The following is a 19,892-nucleotide window of genomic DNA, read 5'->3' on the forward strand; positions in this document are numbered from 1 at the left end:
GAGTCCTCAAACCAAGGCAAGGCTTACCTAAGTCCTCGGTCGACAGCGATACGCCCGCTGCCCGGACCCGACCTCTCCCGCCCCGCTGCCCGGAGGAACCCCATGTCCCTGGACCTTGCCGACCTGCTCCCCGCGCTCGATCCGAGCGACCCGAACAGCACGGTGAAGGCGTTCGCCGCCAACTCCGCCTTCCGGGCCGCCGAATGGGAGGAGCTGACCACGGAGGAGAACCCGTACCGGCGCCCGGTCCGCCCGGACGACCTCGCCTGGCTCGACTACGGCAAGCCGATGCCGGCCGCGAAGTCCCTCAAGCTGAGCGCGCTGCTCGGCCACCGGATGCTGCGCAACATCTACGACACCGGCCTGCTCTACCTCCCGCCGGTGCCCGGCCGGGCCGCCGCCGACGACGCCGAGGCCTTCTACGGCGCCCGCAACCGGGCGCTCGGCGCGCTGGCCGGGCCCATCCTCGAACGCCACCTGTTCACCCTGCTGGACGGCGAGTACAAGCCGCTCGACAGCGCCGATCCGGAGGCCCTGCGCCGGGAGGTCCGCGAGTACCACGAGAGCCGGGTGGCGCAGCCCGGGAGGGCGGTGACGGCGGCCGGCGCCACCAGGGACCGCAAGGCCGCTGCGACCTTCCTGCTGCTCCAGCTGAGCGCCCACCTGCCCGCGGCCCGCGCCGCGGCCGGCCGGGCCGCCCTGGGGGAGTACGACGAGGCACACCCCGGCGCCCGCGTCCTCCTGCTCGACCACTACCGCAACTGGGCCGACGCGCAAGGGAGTTACCGGACACTGCTGGCGGCCGCCGGGCTGCGCCCCGGTGCGGCCGCCTACTGGCAGCTCTACCTCGGCAGCTCGCTCGGGCGCGGCAACCTGCTGCACCACCTGTCCGCGGACCGGGAGAGGTACCCCGAGTTCCTCGGCGCCCTGCTGCACCAGCAGATCGACGAGGCGGCGGAGGGCGCCCGCTTCGCCGCCGCCCTGGAGGACGGACTCGGCCTGCGCACCGACCTGTTCGACGTCCTCGACCCGCTGTCGGCGGACCGGCTCGACGCCCGGATCGACGCGCTGCTCGGCCCGCTGACCGCCCTGCACGGTCCGGAGGCGGTCCACCGCTTCCACCGCGGCTTCTCCGACGCCCGCTGGTTCGCCGCCCTCTGGGACGCGGACCTGGCCGACCAACTCGCCTGGGCCGACAGCATCGAGCTGCACCAGGAGAAGGCCGAGCGGATCAGCCGGCACATCGCCGACACCGGCATCGAGGTGGACCTCGACACCTTCGTGGAGAGCCACGAGGAGACCTCCACGACCCATGTGCACAACGAACACCGGCTGGTGATGGTCGAGCGCGGCCAGATGCACTTCTGGAACAACGTCACCCACAAGATCGCGCTCGGCGAGGGGGACAAGGTGCTGATCCCGGTCTCCCGGCTGCACGGGTCGACCGTGCTCTCGGGTGAGTGCACGTACCACCAGCCGATCATCCCCGAGGAGATGTACCGGCAGTTCTGACCTGGCCGCCGGCTCCCTGCCGCCGACCCCCATCGCTCCACCGCCTCCGCCGGCCCGTGCGCCGGCCCCCTGCCGCCGGCCCGGGACTCGCGCCCTCCCGGGCCGGCCCACGCCCTGCCGTGCGGCCCGGCCGCGCCCCGCCCCGCGCGGGCACGGCCGCGCCCCCGTGCAAGTCGCCCTGCCGTCCTACACCGAACGAGGACCCCGGGCGCCGTCGTGTGCCCGGACGTCCCGGGATGGAGTTCCCGCCGTGAGCCCGCTCGATCCATCCGGCGACCCCGCCGGCCCCCTCAGCGCCCAGGCCCTGGCCGCCTGCACCATCGGCAGCACCCCGGAGTGGGGGCCTCCCGTCGCGAGAGGCCTGCTGGAGACCCTGCTCGCCCCCGACCGGCCCTTCCCCTGCACCTTCGCGGTCTCCGCCGCCAAGAAGCAGGCCCTGCGGTTCGGCTACGTGGAGAGCGTGCACGACGACGGCACCTGGGGCCCGCTGGTCGACATCCTGCTCGACTACCTGGACTGCTACCGGGAGTTGGGCAAGGACACCTCGCTGGTCGTGCTCTTCCGCCCCGACGACCGGCTGCTCTCCCTGGACGCCTACTTCGAGCGCTTCTGGTCCGTGCTCCAGTTCCTTCACGAGAAGGACGCCCAGCCCTGGCCGGCCGAGGTGCCCGCGGACCCCGAGTCGCTCTGGTGGGAGTTCAGCTTCGCCGGCACCCAGATCTTCGTGGTCTGCAACACCCCGGCCCATGTGACCCGGCACAGCCGGCACGCCCCCGGTTTCATGATCACCTTCCAGCCCCGCTGGGTCTTCGAAGGACTGGAGCCCGACACCCCGCGGGGAGCCCGGGCCCGGACGGTCATCCGCAACCGGATCCGCCGCTTCGACGGCATCGAACCCGCCGCGGAACTCGGCAACCACGGGGAGGAGGGCAACCGGGAGTGGCGGCAGTACTTCCTGCCCGACACCTCCGACGGCACCGTGCCCTCCTGCCCGTTCCGGGCCCGCCACGAACCCTCCACCGACGACCGAGGCCCGGAGAGCGACCGATGAGCCAGCCCGACCACACCCCCGGCGCCCCCGCCGACCACGGCGCCTTGTCGGCCGACCCCGCCGCCCCGCCCACCCCGGAGCCGCTCCCGCTCACCGGCGCCCAGGCCGGCATCTGGTACGCCCAGCAGCGCGATCCCGGCAGCGCCGCGTACCTGTGCGCCGAGTACGTCGACCTCGTCGGCCCGCTCGACCGGGAGCGGTTCGCCGCCGCCCTCGGGCAGACCCTCGTCGAGGCCGAGACGCTCTGGCTGCGCTACGCCGAGTCGGGCCCCGACGCGCTGCCGGTGGCCCTGCCGACCGCTCCCGCCGACGGACGGCCGGAACCGGAGCGGATCGACCTGTCCGCCGCGCCGGACCCGCTCACCGCCGCGCGGGCCTGGATGCGGGCGGACCTGCGGCGGCCCCTCGACCCCGGCACCGGCCCGCTGTTCGGCACCGCCCTGGTCCGGCTGGCCGCCGACCACCACCTGTGGTACCTGAAATGCCATCACATCGCCCTGGACGCCTACGGGTTCGGACTCCTCCAGCGGCGCCTGGCCGAGCTCTACTCGGCCCCGGCGGACGGGGACCGCCCGCCCGCCCGCTTCGCCCCGCTCGCCGACCTCCTCACCGAGGAGGACGAGTACCGCCGCTCCGCGCAGCCCGACCGCGACCGGGCCTTCTGGCGCGAGCGGCTGGCCGGCCTGCCCGCCCCCGTCACCCCGGCGGCCGGCAGCGCGCCGCCCGGCGAGCCGCTGGTGCAGGTCCGGGGCGCCCTGCCGGCGGAGACCCGGGAGTCCCTGGACGCCGCCTGCCGCCCGCTGCGGGCCGCCCGCGCCGAGGTCCAACTCGCGGCCGTCGCCGGCTACCTGCACCGGGCCACCGGACGCACGGACATCACCCTCGGGCTCCCCTACGCCGGGCGGTTCGGCTCGGTCGCGGCCAGGGTGCCCGCCCACACCGTCAACGTGCTGCCGCTCCCGCTCACCGTCACCCCCCGTACGACCGCCGCCGAACTGGTCGCCCAGGTGTCCGGCCGGCTGCGCGAGGCCCGCCCGCACGCCCGGCTGCGGGGCGAGGAACTCCGACGCGAACGGCACCTGGCCGTCACCGACCGGCTCACCGGCCCGCTGGTCAACGTCGGCCTGACCCGCCCCGCGCTGGGCTTCGCCGGGCTGCGCGCCGAGGTGCACCCGCTCTCGCCGGGGCCGATCGAGGACCTCGCGATCAGCTTCCGGGACGACGCGGACGGCCGGGCCACCACGCTGGACCTCGACGGCAATCCGGCCCTCCACACCGAGGCGGCGCTCGCCCGCCACCACGCCCGGCTGCTCGCCTTCCTGGCCGCCTTCACCGCCCGGCCGGAGCGCCCGATCGGCGAACTGGACGCCTTCGCCGAGCACGAGCGGGCCGAGGTGCCCGAACTCGCCGCCGGCGAGCGGGAACGCACCCCCGACCGACCCGGCCCGACCATCCCCGAGCTGTTCCGCGCGCAGGCCGCGGCCCGCCCCGAGGCGGTCGCCCTGGTGGCGGGCGAACACCGGCTGACCTACCGCGAGCTGGCCGAACGCGTCGCCCGGCTCGCCGCCCTGCTGCGCGAACACGGCGCCGACCGCGGACAGTTGGTCGCCCTCGCGCTGCCGCGCTCGGCCGACCTGGTGGTGGCGGTGCTCGCCGTCCTGAGCGCGGGCGCGGGGTACCTCCCCATCGACCCGTACCAGCCGGCCGCCCGGACGGCAGCCGTACTCCGGGCCGCCCGCCCGGTCCTGCTGGTCACCGACCGCGACCACGGGACCGGCCACCCGGGCGGGGCCGCCGCGGATCGCCAGGTGCCGCTCCTGCTCCTCGACGCCCCCGCGACCGCGGCCGACCTGGCCCGGCATCCGGCCACCGCACCCGCCGTCGAGGGCGCGGCGGACACCGACTGCGCTTACGTGCTGCACACCTCCGGCTCGACCGGGGAGCCGAAGGGAGTCGTCCTCGAACACCGCAACGTGGTCCGCCTGCTGCGCACCACCGCCGCCGCCTTCGCGTTCGGGCCCGCCGACACCTGGACGCTCTTCCACTCCTACGCCTTCGACTTCTCCGTCTGGGAACTGTTCGGCGCCCTGCTGCACGGCGGCCGGCTGGTCGTCGTCCCGCACACCGTCAGCCGCTCCCCGGAGGAGTTCCTCGACCTGCTGGTCCGCGAGGCGGTCACGGTGCTCAACCTCACCCCGTCGGCCTTCGAGCAACTCGTCCACGCCGACCGCGAGCGCGGGGGACCCGGCGACCTGCCGGCCCTCCGGCACGTGGTCCTGGGCGGCGAGGCACTGCACCCGGCGACGCTGCGCGCGTGGTACCGGCGGCACGACGACACCGCGCCGCGGATCACCAACATGTACGGCATCACCGAGACCACCGTCCACGTGACCGTCCGCCCGCTCACCCGGGCGGACGCCGAGCCCGGCGCCACCGGGCTGATCGGGGTGCCCCTGCCCGACCTGCGCGTCCGCCTGCTGGACACCGCGCTGCGCCCGGTGCCCCCGGGCGAGGTCGGCGAGATCCACGTGGCCGGCCCCGGGCTCGCCCGCGGCTACCTGGGCCGCCCCGCGCTGACCGCCGAACGGTTCCTGCCCGACCCGTACGGACCGCCGGGATCGCGGATGTACCGCAGCGGCGACCTCGCCCGGCGCGACGCCGACGGCCGACTGGAGTACCTGGGCCGCTCCGACGACCAGCTCAAGGTCCGCGGCTTCCGGATCGAACCCGGCGAGGTGGTGACCGCCCTGTCCGCGCACCCCGCCGTACGGGAGGCCGCCGTGCTGGCCAGGGACGAGGGCGGTGACGTCCGCCTGGTCGCCTACGTCGTACCGCGCCGCGGCGAACGGCTGGAACCGGCCGACCTGCGCCGGCACGCCACCGCCCTGCTGCCCGAACACCTGCGCCCCGCCGCCGTGGTGGTGCTCGACGCCCTGCCGCTGACCGTCAACGGCAAGCTGGACCGCGCCGCCCTCCCGGCCCCCGCGGTCACCGGCACGGACGCCGGCCGGGACGCCAGGGGCCCGCGCGAGCAGGTGCTCTGCGAACTCTTCGCCGACCTCCTGGGCGCGGACCGGATCGGCCCGGAGGACGACTTCTTCGCCCTCGGCGGGCACTCGCTGCTGGCCACCCGGATGGCCGCTCGCATCCGCGAGACGCTCGGCGCGGCCGTCGGCGTGCGGGACCTGTTCGAGGCCCCGACCCCGGCCGCCCTGGCCGCCCGGCTGGACCGCGCCGCCGCCGGGCGGCCCCGGCTGACCACCCGTCCGCGCCCCGCGCGGATCCCGCTCTCGTACGCCCAGCGCGGCCTCTGGTTCCTGCACCGGATGGAGGGGCCGAGCCCCACCTACACCATCCCGCTGGCCCTGCGGCTCACCGGCCCGCTGGACGTGCCCGCCCTGCGGCTGGCGCTGAACGACCTGGCCGCCCGGCACGAGAGCCTGCGCACCCTGCTGGTCGCCGACGGCGACGAGCCCGCCGCCCGGGTGCTCCCGGTCGAGGCGGCGGAGGTCGAACTCGACCTGCTGCCGGCCCGGCCCGGCCACCGGGCCGACGACCTGGCCGCCGCCACCCGCCACGCCTTCGACCTCGCCGGTGAACTCCCGCTCCGCGCCCGGCTGCTGCGCACCGGGGAGAGCGAGCACGTCCTCGTCCTGCTGCTCCACCACACCGCCGGGGACGACTGGTCCCAGGACCCGCTCGCCCGCGACCTCGCCGCCGCCTACGGCGCCAGGCTGGGGGGCGCGGCCCCGGAACCGGCCCCGCTGCCGGTGCAGTACAGCGACTACGCCCTCTGGCAGACCGAGCTGCTGGCCGGCGACGGCCCGCTGTTCCGCAGCCGACTCGCCTACTGGGAACAACGGTTGGCGGGCCTCCCGGACCACCTCGACCTGCCCACCGACCGGCCCCGGCCCGCGGTGTCCGGACACCGCGGCGCCACCGTCCCGGTCCACCTGGACGCCGAGCTCCACCGCGGCCTGCGGGCACTGGCCCGCCACAGCGGGGCCACCGCCTTCATGGCCCTGCAAGCGGGCCTCGCCGCCCTGCTCACCCGCCTCGGCGCCGGAACGGACATCCCGCTTGGCTGCCCGGTGGCCGGCCGCCACGAGGGCGCGCTGGACGACCTGATCGGCCTGTTCGCCAACACCCTGGTGCTGCGCACCGACACCTCCGGGGACCCGACCTTCCGCGAACTGCTGGCCCGGGTCCGGGCGGGGGACCTCGCCGACTTCGACCACCAGGAGATGCCGTTCGAGCGCCTGGTGGAGCAGCTGCGCCCGGTCCGCTCGCCGTCCCGGCACCCGCTCTTCCAGGTGATGCTCTCCTACGGCTCCGGCCGCCGCCCCGTCCGCCTGCCGGGCCTGGAGGCGACCGCCCTGCGCCCGCACAACGGCTCGGCCAAGTTCGACCTCACCCTGTCGCTGGCCGACCGGCCGGAGGGCGACGGGATCGACGGGTTCCTGGAGTACGCGCTCGACCTGTTCGACGAGTCGGGCGCGCGCGTCCTGGTCGAACGGCTGGTCCGGGTGCTGCGCCAGGCCGTGGACGCGCCGGACCGCCGGATCTCCACGCTGGAGGTGCTGTCCGAGGCCGAGCGCCGGCGCATCGTCCGGGACTGGAACGCCACGGACGCCCCGGTCGATCCGCGCAGCTTCCCGGAGATGTTCGAGGACCGGGTCCGCGCCGACCCCGACCGGCTCGCCCTCGTCGCGGACGGCCACCGCCCGGCGCACGGCCACCGGCTGACGTACGGACAGGTCAACCGGCTGGCGAACCGGCTGGCGCACCGGCTGACCGCCCTCGGCGTCGGCCCGGAGCGGACCGTCGGCATCCACCTGCCGCGCTCCGCGGAACTCGTCATCGCCCTGCTCGCCGTCCAGAAGGCCGGGGGAGCGTTCGTCCCCCTGGACCCGGGCTGGCCGTCGGCCCGGATCAGCGGGATCGCCTCCGACGCCCGCCTCACCGCGGTGCTCACCACCCCCGGCGGGGCGTCCGGGCTGCCCGACGGCCCGGCCGCCGTCGAACTCGACCTGGCCGCGCACCCGTCCGGCGGCTGGTTCGCCGACCGGCCGGACCACGACCCCGGAGTCCCGATCGACCCGGAGAGCCTCGCGTACGTCATCTACACCTCCGGCTCCACCGGCACGCCGAAGGGCGCGATGATCCGCCACCGGGCGATCAGCAACCGCCTGCCCTGGCAGATCGGGCTGCTCGGCCTGACCGCCGAGGACCCGGTGCTGCACAAGGCGCCGCTGACCTTCGACATCTCGGTCAACGAGATCTTCCTGCCGTGGGCGGCCGGGGCCGCGCTGGTGGTGGCCGGGGCCGGCCGGGAAGGCGACGTGGCGCACCTGCTGGAGCTGATCGAGCGGGAGCGGATCGCCTTCGTCTACCTGGTGTCCTCGATCCTCGACATCATGCTGGAACGCCTCGACGTCGGCCGCGCCGCCGCTTCGCTCAAGCACCTGTGGTGCGGCGGCGAGGTCCTCACGCCCGAGCTCTTCGCACGGTTCCGCGACCGGCTCGGCGCGGCCACCCTCTACCACGGCTACGGGCCGGCCGAGACCACCATCGGCGTCACCTGCCAGGTGTACCGGGGCGCCGCCGAACGGGGCATCACGATCGGCCGGCCCAACCCCAACACCCGGGCGTACGTGCTGGACCCGTCGATGCGTCCGGTCCCGGTCGGCGTCGCGGGCGAACTCTACCTGGGCGGCGTGCCGTTGGGGCGGGGCTACCTCAACGACCCGCGCCGCACCGCCGCCGCCTTCGTGGCCGACCCGCTCTCCGGGGAGCCCGGCGCGAGGCTCTACCGCAGCGGGGACCTCGCCCGCTACCGCGCCGACGGCGACATCGAGTTCCTCGGCCGGGCCGACAACCAGGTGAAGATCCACGGCGTACGGGTCGAGCTGGAGGAGATCGAGTCGGTGCTGAACCGGCACCCCGCGGTCCGCCAGGCGGTGGTGCTGGTGCTGGACGGCGGACCGGGCGGGGACCGCCTCGCGGCCTGGTGCACGCCGGACCGCACCCGGGAGCGGCCGGAACCGGCCGAACTGCGTGACTGGCTGCGGACCGTCCTGCCGGAGTACCTGGTACCCCGCGAGGTGCGGGTGGTGACGGCCCTGCCCCTGATGAGCTCGGGCAAGGTGGACCGCAGGGCGCTGGCCGACCAGGCGTTGCGGACGGCGCACGACGACGCCCCCGGCACGGTGGACCAGCGCGCCCCGGCCGAGGGCACCGAGCGGCTGATCGCCGAGGTCTGGACCGAGGCCCTGGGCCGGGACCGGATCGGCGCCGACGCCAACTTCTTCGACCTCGGGGGCCATTCGCTGCTGCTCGCCCGGGTGCAGACCGGGCTGCGGGCCCGGCTGGGGTGGGACGTGCCGGTGCTCGACCTGTTCACCCGCCCCACCATCGCCCAGCTCGCCCGGCACCTGGACAGCCGGGCGGACCGCGCGCCCGAGTCCGCCGCCGGCCCCGGCAGCCGGGAGGCCCTCGACGTGCTGCTCCCGCTGCGCACGGAGGGCGGGCTGGAGCCGCTGTTCTGCGTCCACCCGGCCTCCGGGCTGAGCTGGCCGTTCGCCGGGCTGCGCCCGCACCTGGACCCGCGCCGACCGCTCTACGGCCTGCAGAGCCGGACCCTGCTCGGCCGGCCGGTGCCCGGCTCCCTGACGGAGCTGGCCGACGAGTACCTGGAGCGGATCCGGGAGGTCCAGCCCGAGGGCCCCTACCACCTGGTCGGCTGGTCCTTCGGCGGGGTCGTCGCCCACACCATGGCGACCCGGCTCCAGCAACAGGGCGAGCAGGTGGCCCTGTTGGCGATGCTCGACTCCTATCCGCGCTACCCCTGGCGCAAGTTGGCCCGCGACCACCGCCAACAGGCCCTGCGTTCCCTGCTCTACATGTCCCACTACGATCTCGACCGCCTGGACGGCAGCCCGCTCGACCGCGCCGCGGTGCTCCGGATCATCGCCGAACAGGGCGGCGTGCTGGCCGAGTTGTCGGAGGAGACGCTCCAGGGGGTGATGGCGGCGTTCGTCGCCTCGGCCGAACTCCAGCAGGGCGTCGAGCACCAGGTGTTCCACGGGGACCTGCTGTTCTTCACCGCGACGGTCGACCCGATCGATCCGGGGCTCTCCCACCGGGACTGGAAGGCCCATGTGGACGGGGTGGTCGAGAACCACGGGATCACCTGCGAGCACAAGGACATGACCCGGAGCGGGCCGCTCGCGGAGATCGGCCGCCGGTTGGACCGGCGTCTGCGCGACCTGGCCGGGGCGGGGGACTGACCCGCTGTTCCCCGCCCCCGTCCCCGCCCGGTGCCGGTGTGCGCCGGGCGGGGACGGCGGTTCTCCGGGGGCCTGCCCCGGCCCGGTCCTTCGGCGCGGGCCCCGGCCCGGTCCGTCGAGGCTTGCCACGGCCTGCCCGCCCGCACTATGTTAAGGCCTTAACTAAGGGTAGCCTTATCTGAAGGGGTGTGGGTTTCGGCATGGTGCAAGGAAGCAGTCCCTCGCGCACGAGGGGACACGAGGGGCGGCCCCCGCGCATCACGCTCGCCGGGATCGAGCAGGTCGGCCGGGAGATCGGCCTGGCGGACCTGACCCTCCAGGGCGTGGCCTCCCGGCTCGGTGTCGCCTCCGCGGCGCTGTACCGGCACGTGGACGGCAAGGCCGGGCTGGACCGGCTGGTCGGTGAGAGCATGCTCGCCGAACTCCGCGTCCCGAATCCGCCTGAGGACGTCGACGCACACCTGCTCCGGTTCGCGCTCACCCTGCGGGACTTCGTGCTCGCCCGGCCGGGCATGGCCCGCTACCTCCAGGAGCTGTTCCCGCGGGGCGCCGCGGGGGCCGCGGTGCTCGCCGGTGAGATCGAGGCCCTGGTCGAACGCGGCCACACCCCCGACACCGCCGTGGTCGTCTGCACCTCGGTGGCCGGGTTCGCCATCGCGCAGGCGGCGGCCCAGGAACGGCAGGGCGCCTACCTGGCGGGTGGGCGGGGCGATCACCGGATGGAACGCCAACTGGCCGAGTCCCGCGCGCTGCTGGCCTCGGACGGGGTGCTCGCGGCGGCCCACGCGAACCTGCCCGAGGTCTCCCCGGAGGACTACTTCCGCCTCGTCGTCACCGCGTACATCCGCGGCCTGACCGACGCGGCGCCGCCGGGGCGCCCGCTGCCCGAGGTGATGGCCGCCCTGGACGTCAGGCTCCCGGCCGACGGGGGGCAGCGGTGACCCGCGGATTCCAGGGCGCCGTCCTCCGGGGCTTCGGCGCCCGCGACCACGAGGCGACGGTGGTGGAGAAGATCAGGCTGGCACCGCACTTCGTGCGGGTCCGCCTGGTCTCGCCGACGCTGTTCGAGGAGGTCACGGCCGGCCCCGCCGCCTGGCTGCGCTTCTGGTTCCCCGATCCGGACGGCGGGGCCGCCGAGCACCAGCGGGCCTACACCCTCACCGAGGCCTCCCCGGAGACGGGCGCCTTCGCGGTGGACTTCGTCCTGCACGAGCCCGCCGGCCCCGGCTCGCGCTGGGCCGCGACCGTCCGGTCGGGGGACCGGGTGCCGGTGGTGTCGCTCGGGTCGACCACCTTCGAACCGGCCGCCGAACCACCGGCCGGCTACCTGCTGTGCGGGGACGCCGCGTCGATCCCGGCGATCAACACGATCCTGCGGACCGTCCCGCACGACGTCCCGGTGGAGCTGTACCTGGAGGAACACGTCCCGGAGGACCGGCTGATACCCCTGGCGGCCCATCCGCGGCTGCGCGCGCACTGGGTGCCCCGGGACGGCGGCGCGGGGGCGGCCGCCGCGATCGAGGCCCGTGACTGGTCGGACTGGTCCGCCTGGATCGCGACCGAGCAGACCACCTTCAAGCTGCTCCGCACGCGGCTGCGGGACGAGTTCGGGTTCCCCAAGTCCGAGCTGACCGGCCGGGCCTACTGGATCCACGGCCGGTCCATGGGCAAGCTCCGGGACGACCCGGCGGGCGGGAACGCGCCGCTCCCCGAGATCACCGCGGCCCGCCCGCCGACGGGCGAGGAATGCGCCGACGGCGGGCCGACGGTCACCGGCCCGGCCGCGCCCGGCACCGGCCCGTCCGCGCCCGAGGTCCCGGCCGTCCCGGCGCGGCCGAGCGATCCGTCCGCTCCTGCGACCCCCGCCCGCTGGCGCTCCCAGGCGGCCGGACGGCTGTTGGCCCCCGTACGCGGGGCGCTGCTGGCGGCCGGACTGCTGCAGGTCGTCGTCACGGTCCTGCAACTCGCCCCGTTCGTCCTGCTGACCGAGCTGGCCCGGCGGCTCCTGGACGGCGCCGACGACGCGCGGCTGCGGGCCGTCGGCCTGCTCGCGCTCGTCCTGCTCGGCGCCGGCACCGCGCTCGGTGCCGCGCTGACCCTGTGGCTGCACGCGGTCGACGCGCGGTTCGCGCGCGACCTGCGCACCCGGCTGCTCGGCAAGCTCGCCCGGCTGCCGCTCGGCTGGTACTCCGCGCGCGGATCGGCCGGGACCAAGAAGGTCGTCCAGGACGACACCCTGTCGCTGCACTACCTGGTCACCCACGCCGTCCCGGACGCGGTGGCCGCGGTCGTCGCCCCGGTGTCCGTGCTCGGCTACCTGTTCGTCGTGGACTGGCGTCCGGCCCTGGTGCTGCTCGTCCCGGTCCTGGTGTACGTCGTGACCATGGCGGTCATGATGGTGCAGTCCGGCCCGCGGATCGCACAGGCCCAGCGATGGGCCGAGCGGATGGGCGGGGAGGCCGGCGCCTACCTCGAAGGACAGCCGGTGGTCCGGGTGTTCGGCGGTGCGGCCGCCTCCACGTTCCGGCGGCGACTGGACGAGTACCTGACGTTCCTGGGGGACTGGCAGCGGCCGTTCATCGGCAAGAAGACCTTCATGGACCTGGTGACCAGGCCCACGACCTTCCTGTGGCTGATCGCCACCACGGGCACCCTGCTGATCGTCACGGGCCGGATGGCCCCCGTCGACCTGCTGCCGTTCCTGCTGCTCGGCACCACCTTCGGCACCGGGCTGCTCGGGATCGGCTACGGGCTCGGCGGACTGCGGGACGGCATGCTCGCGGCCCGCGCCATCGCCGTCACGCTGGACGCGGAGGAGCTCGCCACCCGCCCGGACGCCGAACCCCTCGGCTCCGACGGCTCCGAGGGTCCGCTGGGCACGGTCGTGTTCGACCGGGTCACCTTCGCCTACCGGCCCGGCGTGCCGGTGATCCGGGACGTGTCCCTCACCCTGCGACCCGGCACGGTGACCGCCCTGGTCGGCCCCTCCGGCTCGGGCAAGTCCACCCTCGCCGCCCTGCTCGCCCGGTTCCACGACGTGGGCGACGGCGCCATCCGGGTCGACGGGCGCGACCTCCGCTCGCTGACCGCCGACGAGCTCTACACCCGGGTGGGGTTCGTCCTCCAGGACGTCCAGCTGGTCCGTGGAACCGTCCGCGAGAACATCGCGCTGGCGGTCCCGGACGCCTCCGCCGAGCAGGTCGAGGCGGCGGCGCGCGCGGCCCGGATCCACGACCGGATCACCCGGCTCCCACAGGGGTACGACACCGTGCTCGGCGACGGCGCGCAGCTTTCGGGCGGCGAGCGGCAGCGGCTCACCATCGCCCGCGCGATCCTCGCCGACACCCCGGTCCTGGTCCTCGACGAGGCGACCGCCTTCGCCGACCCGGAGTCCGAGTACCTGGTGCAGCGCGCGCTCGACCGGCTGACCCGGGACCGCACGGTCCTCGTCATCGCCCACCGGCTGCACACCGTCACCGGCGCCGACCGGATCGCCGTGATGGACGACGGCAGGGTGGTGGAGGCCGGCACCCACGACGAACTGCTCGCCGCCGGCGGTCGGTACCACCGCCTCTGGCACGCCGACGGTGCGCGCGCCGTGCCGGACGGCCCCGCCTCCGGGCGTCCCGGCGACGGGCGTCCCGGGACCGGGACCGAGGCCGGGACCGAGAGCGGGACCGAGACCGACATCGAAGGAGCAATCCGATGATCCGACCGCTGCTGCGCCTGCTGCCGGCGGACCGGCGTCCGGCGGTCATCGCCTACGGCGCGCTCACCCTGGCCTCGGTCCTGCTGCGCGCGGCCGGTGCCGTCCTGCTGGTGCCGCTGGTCCGGGAGCTGTTCGGCCCGCACCCGTCCGACGCACTGCCCTGGCTGGGTGCCCTGACGGCCGCGACCGCCGCCGGCTGGGCGGTCGACACGGTCGCGGCCCGGCGCGCCTTCGACCTGGGGTTCGGGCTGCTGGAGCGTGTCCAGCACGAGGTCGCGGACCGTCTGACCGAGGTCCGGCTGGGCTGGCTGGCGGGCAACACCGCGGCGGCCCGCGCGGCGATCGCCTCCGGCGGCCCCGAACTCGTCGGCCTGTTCGCCAACCTGCTCACGCCGTTGGCCGGTGCCGTCCTGCTGCCCGCCGCGATCGCCCTGGCGCTGGTTCCGGTCGCCTGGCAGCTCGGGCTGGCGGCCGCCCTCGGCGTCCCGGTGCTGATGGCGGCGCTCTGGGCCTCCGGGCGGATCAGCCGACGGGCCGACGCGCTCGCCGCCGACACCAACAGCGCCCTGACCGAGCGGCTGATCGAGTTCGCCGGGACCCAGCAGGCGCTGCGGGCCGCTCGGCGGGCCGAGCCGGCCCGCAGCCAGGTCGGCCGGGCCCTGGCGGAGCAGCACGGATCCACCATGCGACTGCTGCTGCTCCAGGTCCCGGGCCAGCTGTTGTTCGGCCTCGCGGGCCAGGCGGCCCTGGTGCTGCTGGCCGGCACGGCCGCCGTCCTGACGGTGCGCGGTGACCTGACCGCACCGGAGGCCGTCGCCCTGATCGTCGTGGTCGTCCGCTACCTGGAGCCGTTCACCGCGCTCGCCGGGCTGGCCCCCGCGGTCGAGACGGTCCGTTCCTCGCTCGCCAGGGTCGACGCCGTGCTCGCCGCACCGACCACGCCCACGGGCACCGCGGCCGGACCGGTCGGGGCACCGAGGATCGAGTTCGAGGACGTCCACTTCGACCACGACGGCGGGCGGCCGGTGCTGCGCGGCCTGAACCTCACCCTGGAGGCGGGCACCACCACCGCGATCGTGGGACCGTCGGGATCCGGCAAGAGCACGGTGCTCGCCCTGCTCGCCGGGCTGCTGTCCCCGACCCGCGGACGCGTCCTGGTCGACGGGGTGGACCTCGCCCAGCTCGACGGTGCCGCGCGGCGCGCGCTGACCAGCATGGTGTTCCAGCACTCCTACCTGTTCGACGGGACGATCCACGAGAACGTCCTGGTCGGCGATCCGGGGGCGGAGCACGGACGACTGGCCAGGGTGCTGGAGCTGGCCCGGGTGGACGAGATCACCGACCGGCTGCCGGCCGGCCCGGACACCCGCGTCGGCGAGGGGGGCACGGCGCTCTCCGGTGGTGAGCGCCAGCGGATCGCCATCGCCCGGGCCCTGCTGAAGCCCGCCCCGGTGCTGCTCGTGGACGAGGCGACCAGCTCCCTCGACACCGAGAACGAGGCTGCCGTCGCCGCTGCCCTGGCGGCCGGGGCGGGGGCCCGGACCGGGGTCATCGTGACCCACCGGCCGGCCACCGTCCGCGCTGCCGACCGGGTCCTGTTCCTGGAGGACGGGTCGGTGGTCGAGGACGGCACCGTGGAGGGTCTGCTCGCGGCGCGGGGACGCTTCCACCGGTTCTGGCGGCAGCAGGAGGCGAGCACCGGCTGGCGGCTGCGGGCCGAGCCGGCCGGGGAGCGGTAGAGCGGCGGGGCGGTGGGGGGCCGGGTGGTCAAGGTGACGCTGTAGGCCTAATGAGGGTGTCGTGGTGACGGAGGGTCCTGGCGTGGGGATGCGTTCGGGATGTTGTCACATCGTCAGATCACCTCACGGAGACTGCTCCTGGCGACGGCGGGACTGTCGCTCCTCGGAATCTCGGGATGCGGCCGGACCGGTGTCCGGGACGCAGGGGTCGCGAGCGGCCCGTCGCCCACCGCCTCCGGCGGGCCGCCCCCACCGCCTCCGGCGTCGCCCGCCGCGGCCGCTCCGAGCGGGTCTGCCACCGCTGCCGCCCCTGCCGCCTCTGCCACCCCCGCCGCCTCTGCCACCCCCGCACCGGCCCCGCCGGTCGCCGGGCGGCACCTCACGGAGGACGAGCGCAAGCCGCTGAACGAGCTCGACGCCGGCCGCAAGGTGGTGGCCATCACCATCGACGACGGCCCCCACCCGACGTACACCCCGGAGGTGCTCGCCCTCCTGGAGAAGCACGGCATCCGGGCGACCTTCTTCCTGATCGGCGAGAACGCGGCCGAACACCCCGGTCTGGTGAAGGAGATCGCGGGCCGGGGTCACCTCATCGGCAACCACTCCTGGAGCCATCCGAACCTGCGTGCGCTCCCCGAGGCGAACATCCGCGACGAGCTGACGCGCACCTCCGACCTCCTCGCCGGGATCACCGGCAAGGAGCCCACCTGGTTCCGCTCCCCGGGCGGGGACTGGCCCGCCAAGACGCTCAAGGTCTGTACCGAGCTCGGAATGCGGCCCATGGGCTGGTCGGTCGACCCGGAGGACTGGGCGGAGCCCGGGACGGACGTGATCGCCAGACGGCTCATGGCGGAGCTGAGACCGGGCGCGATCGTGCTGACCCACGACGGAGGCGGGAACCGCTCGCAGACGGTGGCGGCCCTCACCGGGTTCCTGCCGACGCTGATCGACTCCGGATACCGGTTCACCGCACCGCCGGCGTGACGGTGGGGATCCCTGCGGCCCTTCCCGCAGTCGCGGGAAGGGCCGCAGCGTGCGACGGCTCTTCTGGACAAGAACAAAACTTAGGTTAGCCTATGCTAAGTTCGATGTTGTTCGGTTCCGGCAGAGCACTGGGCCTCGCGGTCCGGGCACTGTCCCTTCCTGAAGGCGAACACCTGTGATACGCCCCGGAATCACCAGCCGGCCCGCCGCAGGGCCGGACCCTGCCGCCGACCCGCCCGCCGCCGCAGCCGTCGTGGCCGGACAGTTCCGCTTCTTCGACGCCCACGTGGTACGGACCCGCCGGCTCGGCCCCACGCTGCTGCGGGTGACCTTCGGCGGCGACCGGCTGGCCGGCTTCGCCTCCGGCGGGCGGGACCAGAGCGTCTCCCTCTTCCTGCCGCGGCCGGGCCAGCAGGCTCCGGTCCTGCCCGACCGCACCGGCGCGGGCTGGTACCAGGCCTGGCTGGCCGAGCCGGAGCACGAACGGGCGGTCCTGCGCTCCTACACGGTCCGCGCGCAGCGCTACCAGCCCCTCGAGGTGGACGTGGACTTCGCCCTGCACGACGCCGGGTCCGGCCATCCGTCGAACGGCGCCGGCCCGGCCGCGGCCTGGGCCGCACGGGCCGAACCCGGCGACCGGGTGGTCCTGCTGGGGCCGGCGACGGCGGACAACCGCAGCGTCGGCTTCCGGCCGCCGCCCGACACGGACTGGATCCTGCTGGCCGCCGACGAGACCGCGCTGCCCGCCCTCGGCGCGATCCTGCGCTGGCTCCCGACCGCGGCCCGGGGCCGGGCCTTCGTCGAAGTCCCGTACCGGCAGGACGTCCAGGACCTGCCGAGCCCGGCCGGACTCGACGTCACCTGGCTGACCAGGGAGGGCGGGTCCGCGTCGCCGGGCGAGATCCTGGCCGGGGCGGTGCGGGCCGCGGACCTGCCCGCGGGTGTGCCGTACGCCTGGATCGCGGGGGAGTCGGCGATGGTCCGGGGCCTGCGCCGGCACCTCGTCCGGGAGCGCGGTTACGACCGCGCCCGGATCGAGTTCTCCGGCTACTGGCGACGCGGTGCCTCGGAGGAGCAACTCCGCTCGGAGCGCGGCACCATGGGCGACGCGGACTGACTGAGCCCGGCCCGGCCGGTCGGCGAGTCCGCCCGGCCCGAGGCGGTGGACTCCCCGGATCAGCCGGTCGTGTCGAGCCCGGCCCGGGCTGCGCCGAGCCACCTGTCGAGCGCCTCGTCGAGCCCGTCCGGGGCCTGACCGCTGTCGCCCGCCCAGGCGACGAAGCCGTCCGGGCGGACCAGCAGGGCGGCGAGCCCGGCCCGGCCGGGGCAGCGGGACGTCACGATCCGCAACCGGTCGCGGTGACCGTCGGCCCGGGCGCGCAGTGCGGGGTCGTCGGTGAGGTCCAGCAGCAGCGCCCGGCCGTCGTGCAGGTGGTCGGCGAGCCTGCTGCCGTCGGCGAGTTCGAGGTCCGGTGCGCTGCGGCCCACCAGGGGGTGCTCGCCGGGCAGGTCGTAGCGCTGCCACACGCCGGAGATCTGCTTGACGAAGTAGGTGGTCCCGGCCACGGTGTCGGCCAGTTGCGTGACGACGTCGCGCAGCGCGCCGCTGCCCGGCTCGGGCCGCATCAGCGCGACCTGCGCCCTGGTCCAGTCCAGGACCCAGGCGCCGATCGGGTGCCGCTCGGCGGTGTAGCTGTCCAGCAGGCCCTCCGGGGCCCAGCCCTGCACGGTGGCGGCGAGCTTCCAGCCGAGGTTGATCGCGTCGCCGATGCCGAGGTTGAGGCCCTGGCCGCCGAACGGGGAGTGCACGTGCGCCGCGTCGCCGGCCAGCAGCACCCGGCCCGCGCGGTAGGTGCCGGCCTGGCGGGCGTTGTCCGTGAAGCGGGTCGCGCTGTGCACCCCGGTGATCGTCACGTCCACGCCGCTGACGTTGCGCAGGCTGGTCTGCAACTCCTCGGCCGTGACCGGCGATTGGCGGTCCGCGGGCGGACCGTCGAACTCCACGGTGAGGATCCGGCCCGGCATCGGCCCGTGCACGTACGTTCCGACCGCGGTCCGGTTCCAGCCCGGGTTCAGGCCCTCGGAGCCGGTCATCTCCACCATCGCCTGGTGGCCGGTGATCTCCGGGGCGGTGCCGGGGAAGTCGATGCCGGTGAGCCGGCGCACCGTGCTGCGGCCGCCGTCGCACCCGACCAGCCAGCCGGTGCGGACCGGCGCAGCGCCGTCGAGGTGCACGGTCACGCCGTGCTCGTCGGCGTCGAAGCCGGTCAGTTCCACGCCCCGGCGCAGCTCGACGCCCAGTTCGGCTGCGCGTTCGCCGAGCACGTGCTCCAGGGCCGCCTGCGGGATGAGGGCGGCCTTGTCGACGGGGCCGCGGTCGGCGAAGTCGGGGTCGTCGGCCGGGTCGAAGCGGTCGAGGCTCAGCATGATCCCGGCGAAGTGCCCGGCGACCCGCCCCGGCATCCGCGGGGGCGCTGCGCCGTCGGCGGGGGCCGGGTTGCCGGCGGGCGGTCCGTCCGGGCGGCGCTGCGGGGTGGAGCGGATGAAGTTCTCCATCACCTGCGCATGGATCCCTTCGAGCGCCGGCAGCAGCCCGCGCCGGTAGAAGGCCTCTACGCTGGGCGTGTTGATGGCGCCGGCCTTGATCGTCTCGTCCACCGCGGTGAGCCGTTCGACGACCAGCACCGAGGTTCCGGCGAGCCGGAGTTCGCAGGCCAGCATGAGCCCGACCGGCCCGCCGCCCGCCACCACCACGTCGAAGTCCGTACCCGTACCCGCACCCGTGCCGGTGCCCGCGTCTGTGCGCATGTCCGTGTCCATGACTTCACTGTAGTCACTAAAAATCTGTTGTGGGTATAATTTTGGTCATGGATGCCGCCAAGACCCCGGACACCGACGACGAGCCGCAGTTCCGCAACCTCACGCTGCGTCAGCGCAAGAAGGCGCAGACCCGGCAGCGGATCTCCGGCGTGGCCACCAGCCTGTTCCTGGCGCGCGGGTTCGACCAGGTCACCGTCGCGGAGGTGGCCGAGGCGGCGGAGGTGTCGGCCATGACGGTCTTCAACTACTTTCCGCGCAAGGAGGACCTCTTCCTGGATCGCATCCCGGAGGTCGTCGAGCTGTTCACGGCCGCCGTGCGCGACCGCCCGGCCACCGAGACCCCACTCGCCGCCCTGCACCGCCGGATCCTCGAACTCATCGACGAGGGCTACCCGTTGGCGGCTCTGCGGGATCACTTCACGGCCTTCTGGCAGGTCGTGGTGGACTCCCCGTCGCTGCGCGCCCGGGCCCGCGAGGGCGTCGAGGAGCTGGAGGGCGCGCTGACCGAGGTGATCGCGCGGACCTCGCCGGACCCGCAGCCCCGGCTGACGGCCGCGCTCGCCGTCGCCGCCTACCGCACCGGCTGCCTCACCTCCGCGGGCCGGATGCTGGCGGGGGAGAGCGCCGCGGCCGTCGACCCCGACCACCGGGCCCTGCTGGACGCGTCCTTCGGCGCACTCAGGCGCGCCCTGCCGCTGTCGTAGCGCCGTGGGTGCCGGTGCGGGAAAGAGGTGGCGCATCGAGTGCGGTCGATGACAGGCTGGGCCCCATGATGATCACCAGAAAGG

Annotated in this window: 10 protein-coding genes; 9 read left to right on the forward strand and 1 reads right to left on the reverse strand. The window is 75.0% G+C overall.

Translation table 11 applies throughout. The features are described from left to right. Window positions 1-102: 102 nt before the first annotated feature. The 8 genes from AB0O91_RS01200 to AB0O91_RS01235 all read left to right on the forward strand — a co-directional run bounded on the left by AB0O91_RS01200 (window position 103) and on the right by AB0O91_RS01235 (window position 17,401). Window positions 103-1,512, forward strand: a complete 1,410-nt coding sequence (locus tag AB0O91_RS01200) for a hypothetical protein (RefSeq protein WP_363426937.1) — start codon at window positions 103-105, stop codon at window positions 1,510-1,512. Between the two features lie 250 nt (window positions 1,513-1,762). After that, a complete protein-coding gene (locus tag AB0O91_RS01205; RefSeq protein WP_363426939.1) occupies window positions 1,763-2,563 on the forward strand; it encodes a YqcI/YcgG family protein in 801 nt (266 codons plus the stop codon). Next, on the forward strand, window positions 2,560-9,852 hold the full coding sequence (locus AB0O91_RS01210; protein WP_363426941.1) for an amino acid adenylation domain-containing protein: 7,293 nt from the start codon (window positions 2,560-2,562) through the stop codon (window positions 9,850-9,852). Before AB0O91_RS01205 ends, AB0O91_RS01210 begins: the two co-directional genes overlap by 4 nt. A 200-nt stretch (window positions 9,853-10,052) precedes the next feature. Continuing rightward, window positions 10,053-10,793, forward strand: coding sequence for a hypothetical protein (locus AB0O91_RS01215; RefSeq protein WP_363426943.1), 741 nt, complete (start codon window positions 10,053-10,055; stop codon window positions 10,791-10,793). After that, complete coding sequence (locus AB0O91_RS01220; RefSeq protein ID WP_363426945.1) at window positions 10,790-13,561, forward strand: ATP-binding cassette domain-containing protein; 2,772 nt, start codon at window positions 10,790-10,792, stop codon at window positions 13,559-13,561. The genes AB0O91_RS01215 and AB0O91_RS01220 overlap by 4 nt, the downstream gene beginning before the upstream one ends. After that, window positions 13,558-15,300: an ABC transporter ATP-binding protein gene (locus AB0O91_RS01225; protein WP_363426947.1), complete on the forward strand. Its 1,743-nt coding sequence runs from the start codon at window positions 13,558-13,560 to the stop codon at window positions 15,298-15,300. The genes AB0O91_RS01220 and AB0O91_RS01225 overlap by 4 nt, the downstream gene beginning before the upstream one ends. A gap of 99 nt (window positions 15,301-15,399) precedes the next feature. Next, window positions 15,400-16,284, forward strand: coding sequence for a polysaccharide deacetylase family protein (locus AB0O91_RS01230; protein ID WP_363426949.1), 885 nt, complete (start codon window positions 15,400-15,402; stop codon window positions 16,282-16,284). A 175-nt stretch (window positions 16,285-16,459) separates the two neighbouring features. Next, complete coding sequence (locus AB0O91_RS01235; protein ID WP_363426951.1) at window positions 16,460-17,401, forward strand: siderophore-interacting protein; 942 nt, start codon at window positions 16,460-16,462, stop codon at window positions 17,399-17,401. Between the two features lie 59 nt (window positions 17,402-17,460). Here the strand turns inward: AB0O91_RS01235 and AB0O91_RS01240 are convergent, their stop codons facing one another. After that, a complete protein-coding gene (locus AB0O91_RS01240) occupies window positions 17,461-19,092 on the reverse strand; it encodes an FAD-dependent monooxygenase (RefSeq protein ID WP_363426953.1) in 1,632 nt (543 codons plus the stop codon). Between the two features lie 59 nt (window positions 19,093-19,151). On the opposite strand from AB0O91_RS01240, the gene AB0O91_RS01245 reads away from it, so the two are divergent. Next, on the forward strand, window positions 19,152-19,808 hold the full coding sequence (locus AB0O91_RS01245) for a TetR family transcriptional regulator (protein ID WP_363426955.1): 657 nt from the start codon (window positions 19,152-19,154) through the stop codon (window positions 19,806-19,808). The last annotated feature ends 84 nt before the right edge of the window (window positions 19,809-19,892 follow it).

Origin of the sequence: Kitasatospora sp. NPDC089797, from assembly GCF_040684795.1 — a bacterium.
GTDB lineage: Bacteria > Actinomycetota > Actinomycetes > Streptomycetales > Streptomycetaceae > Kitasatospora.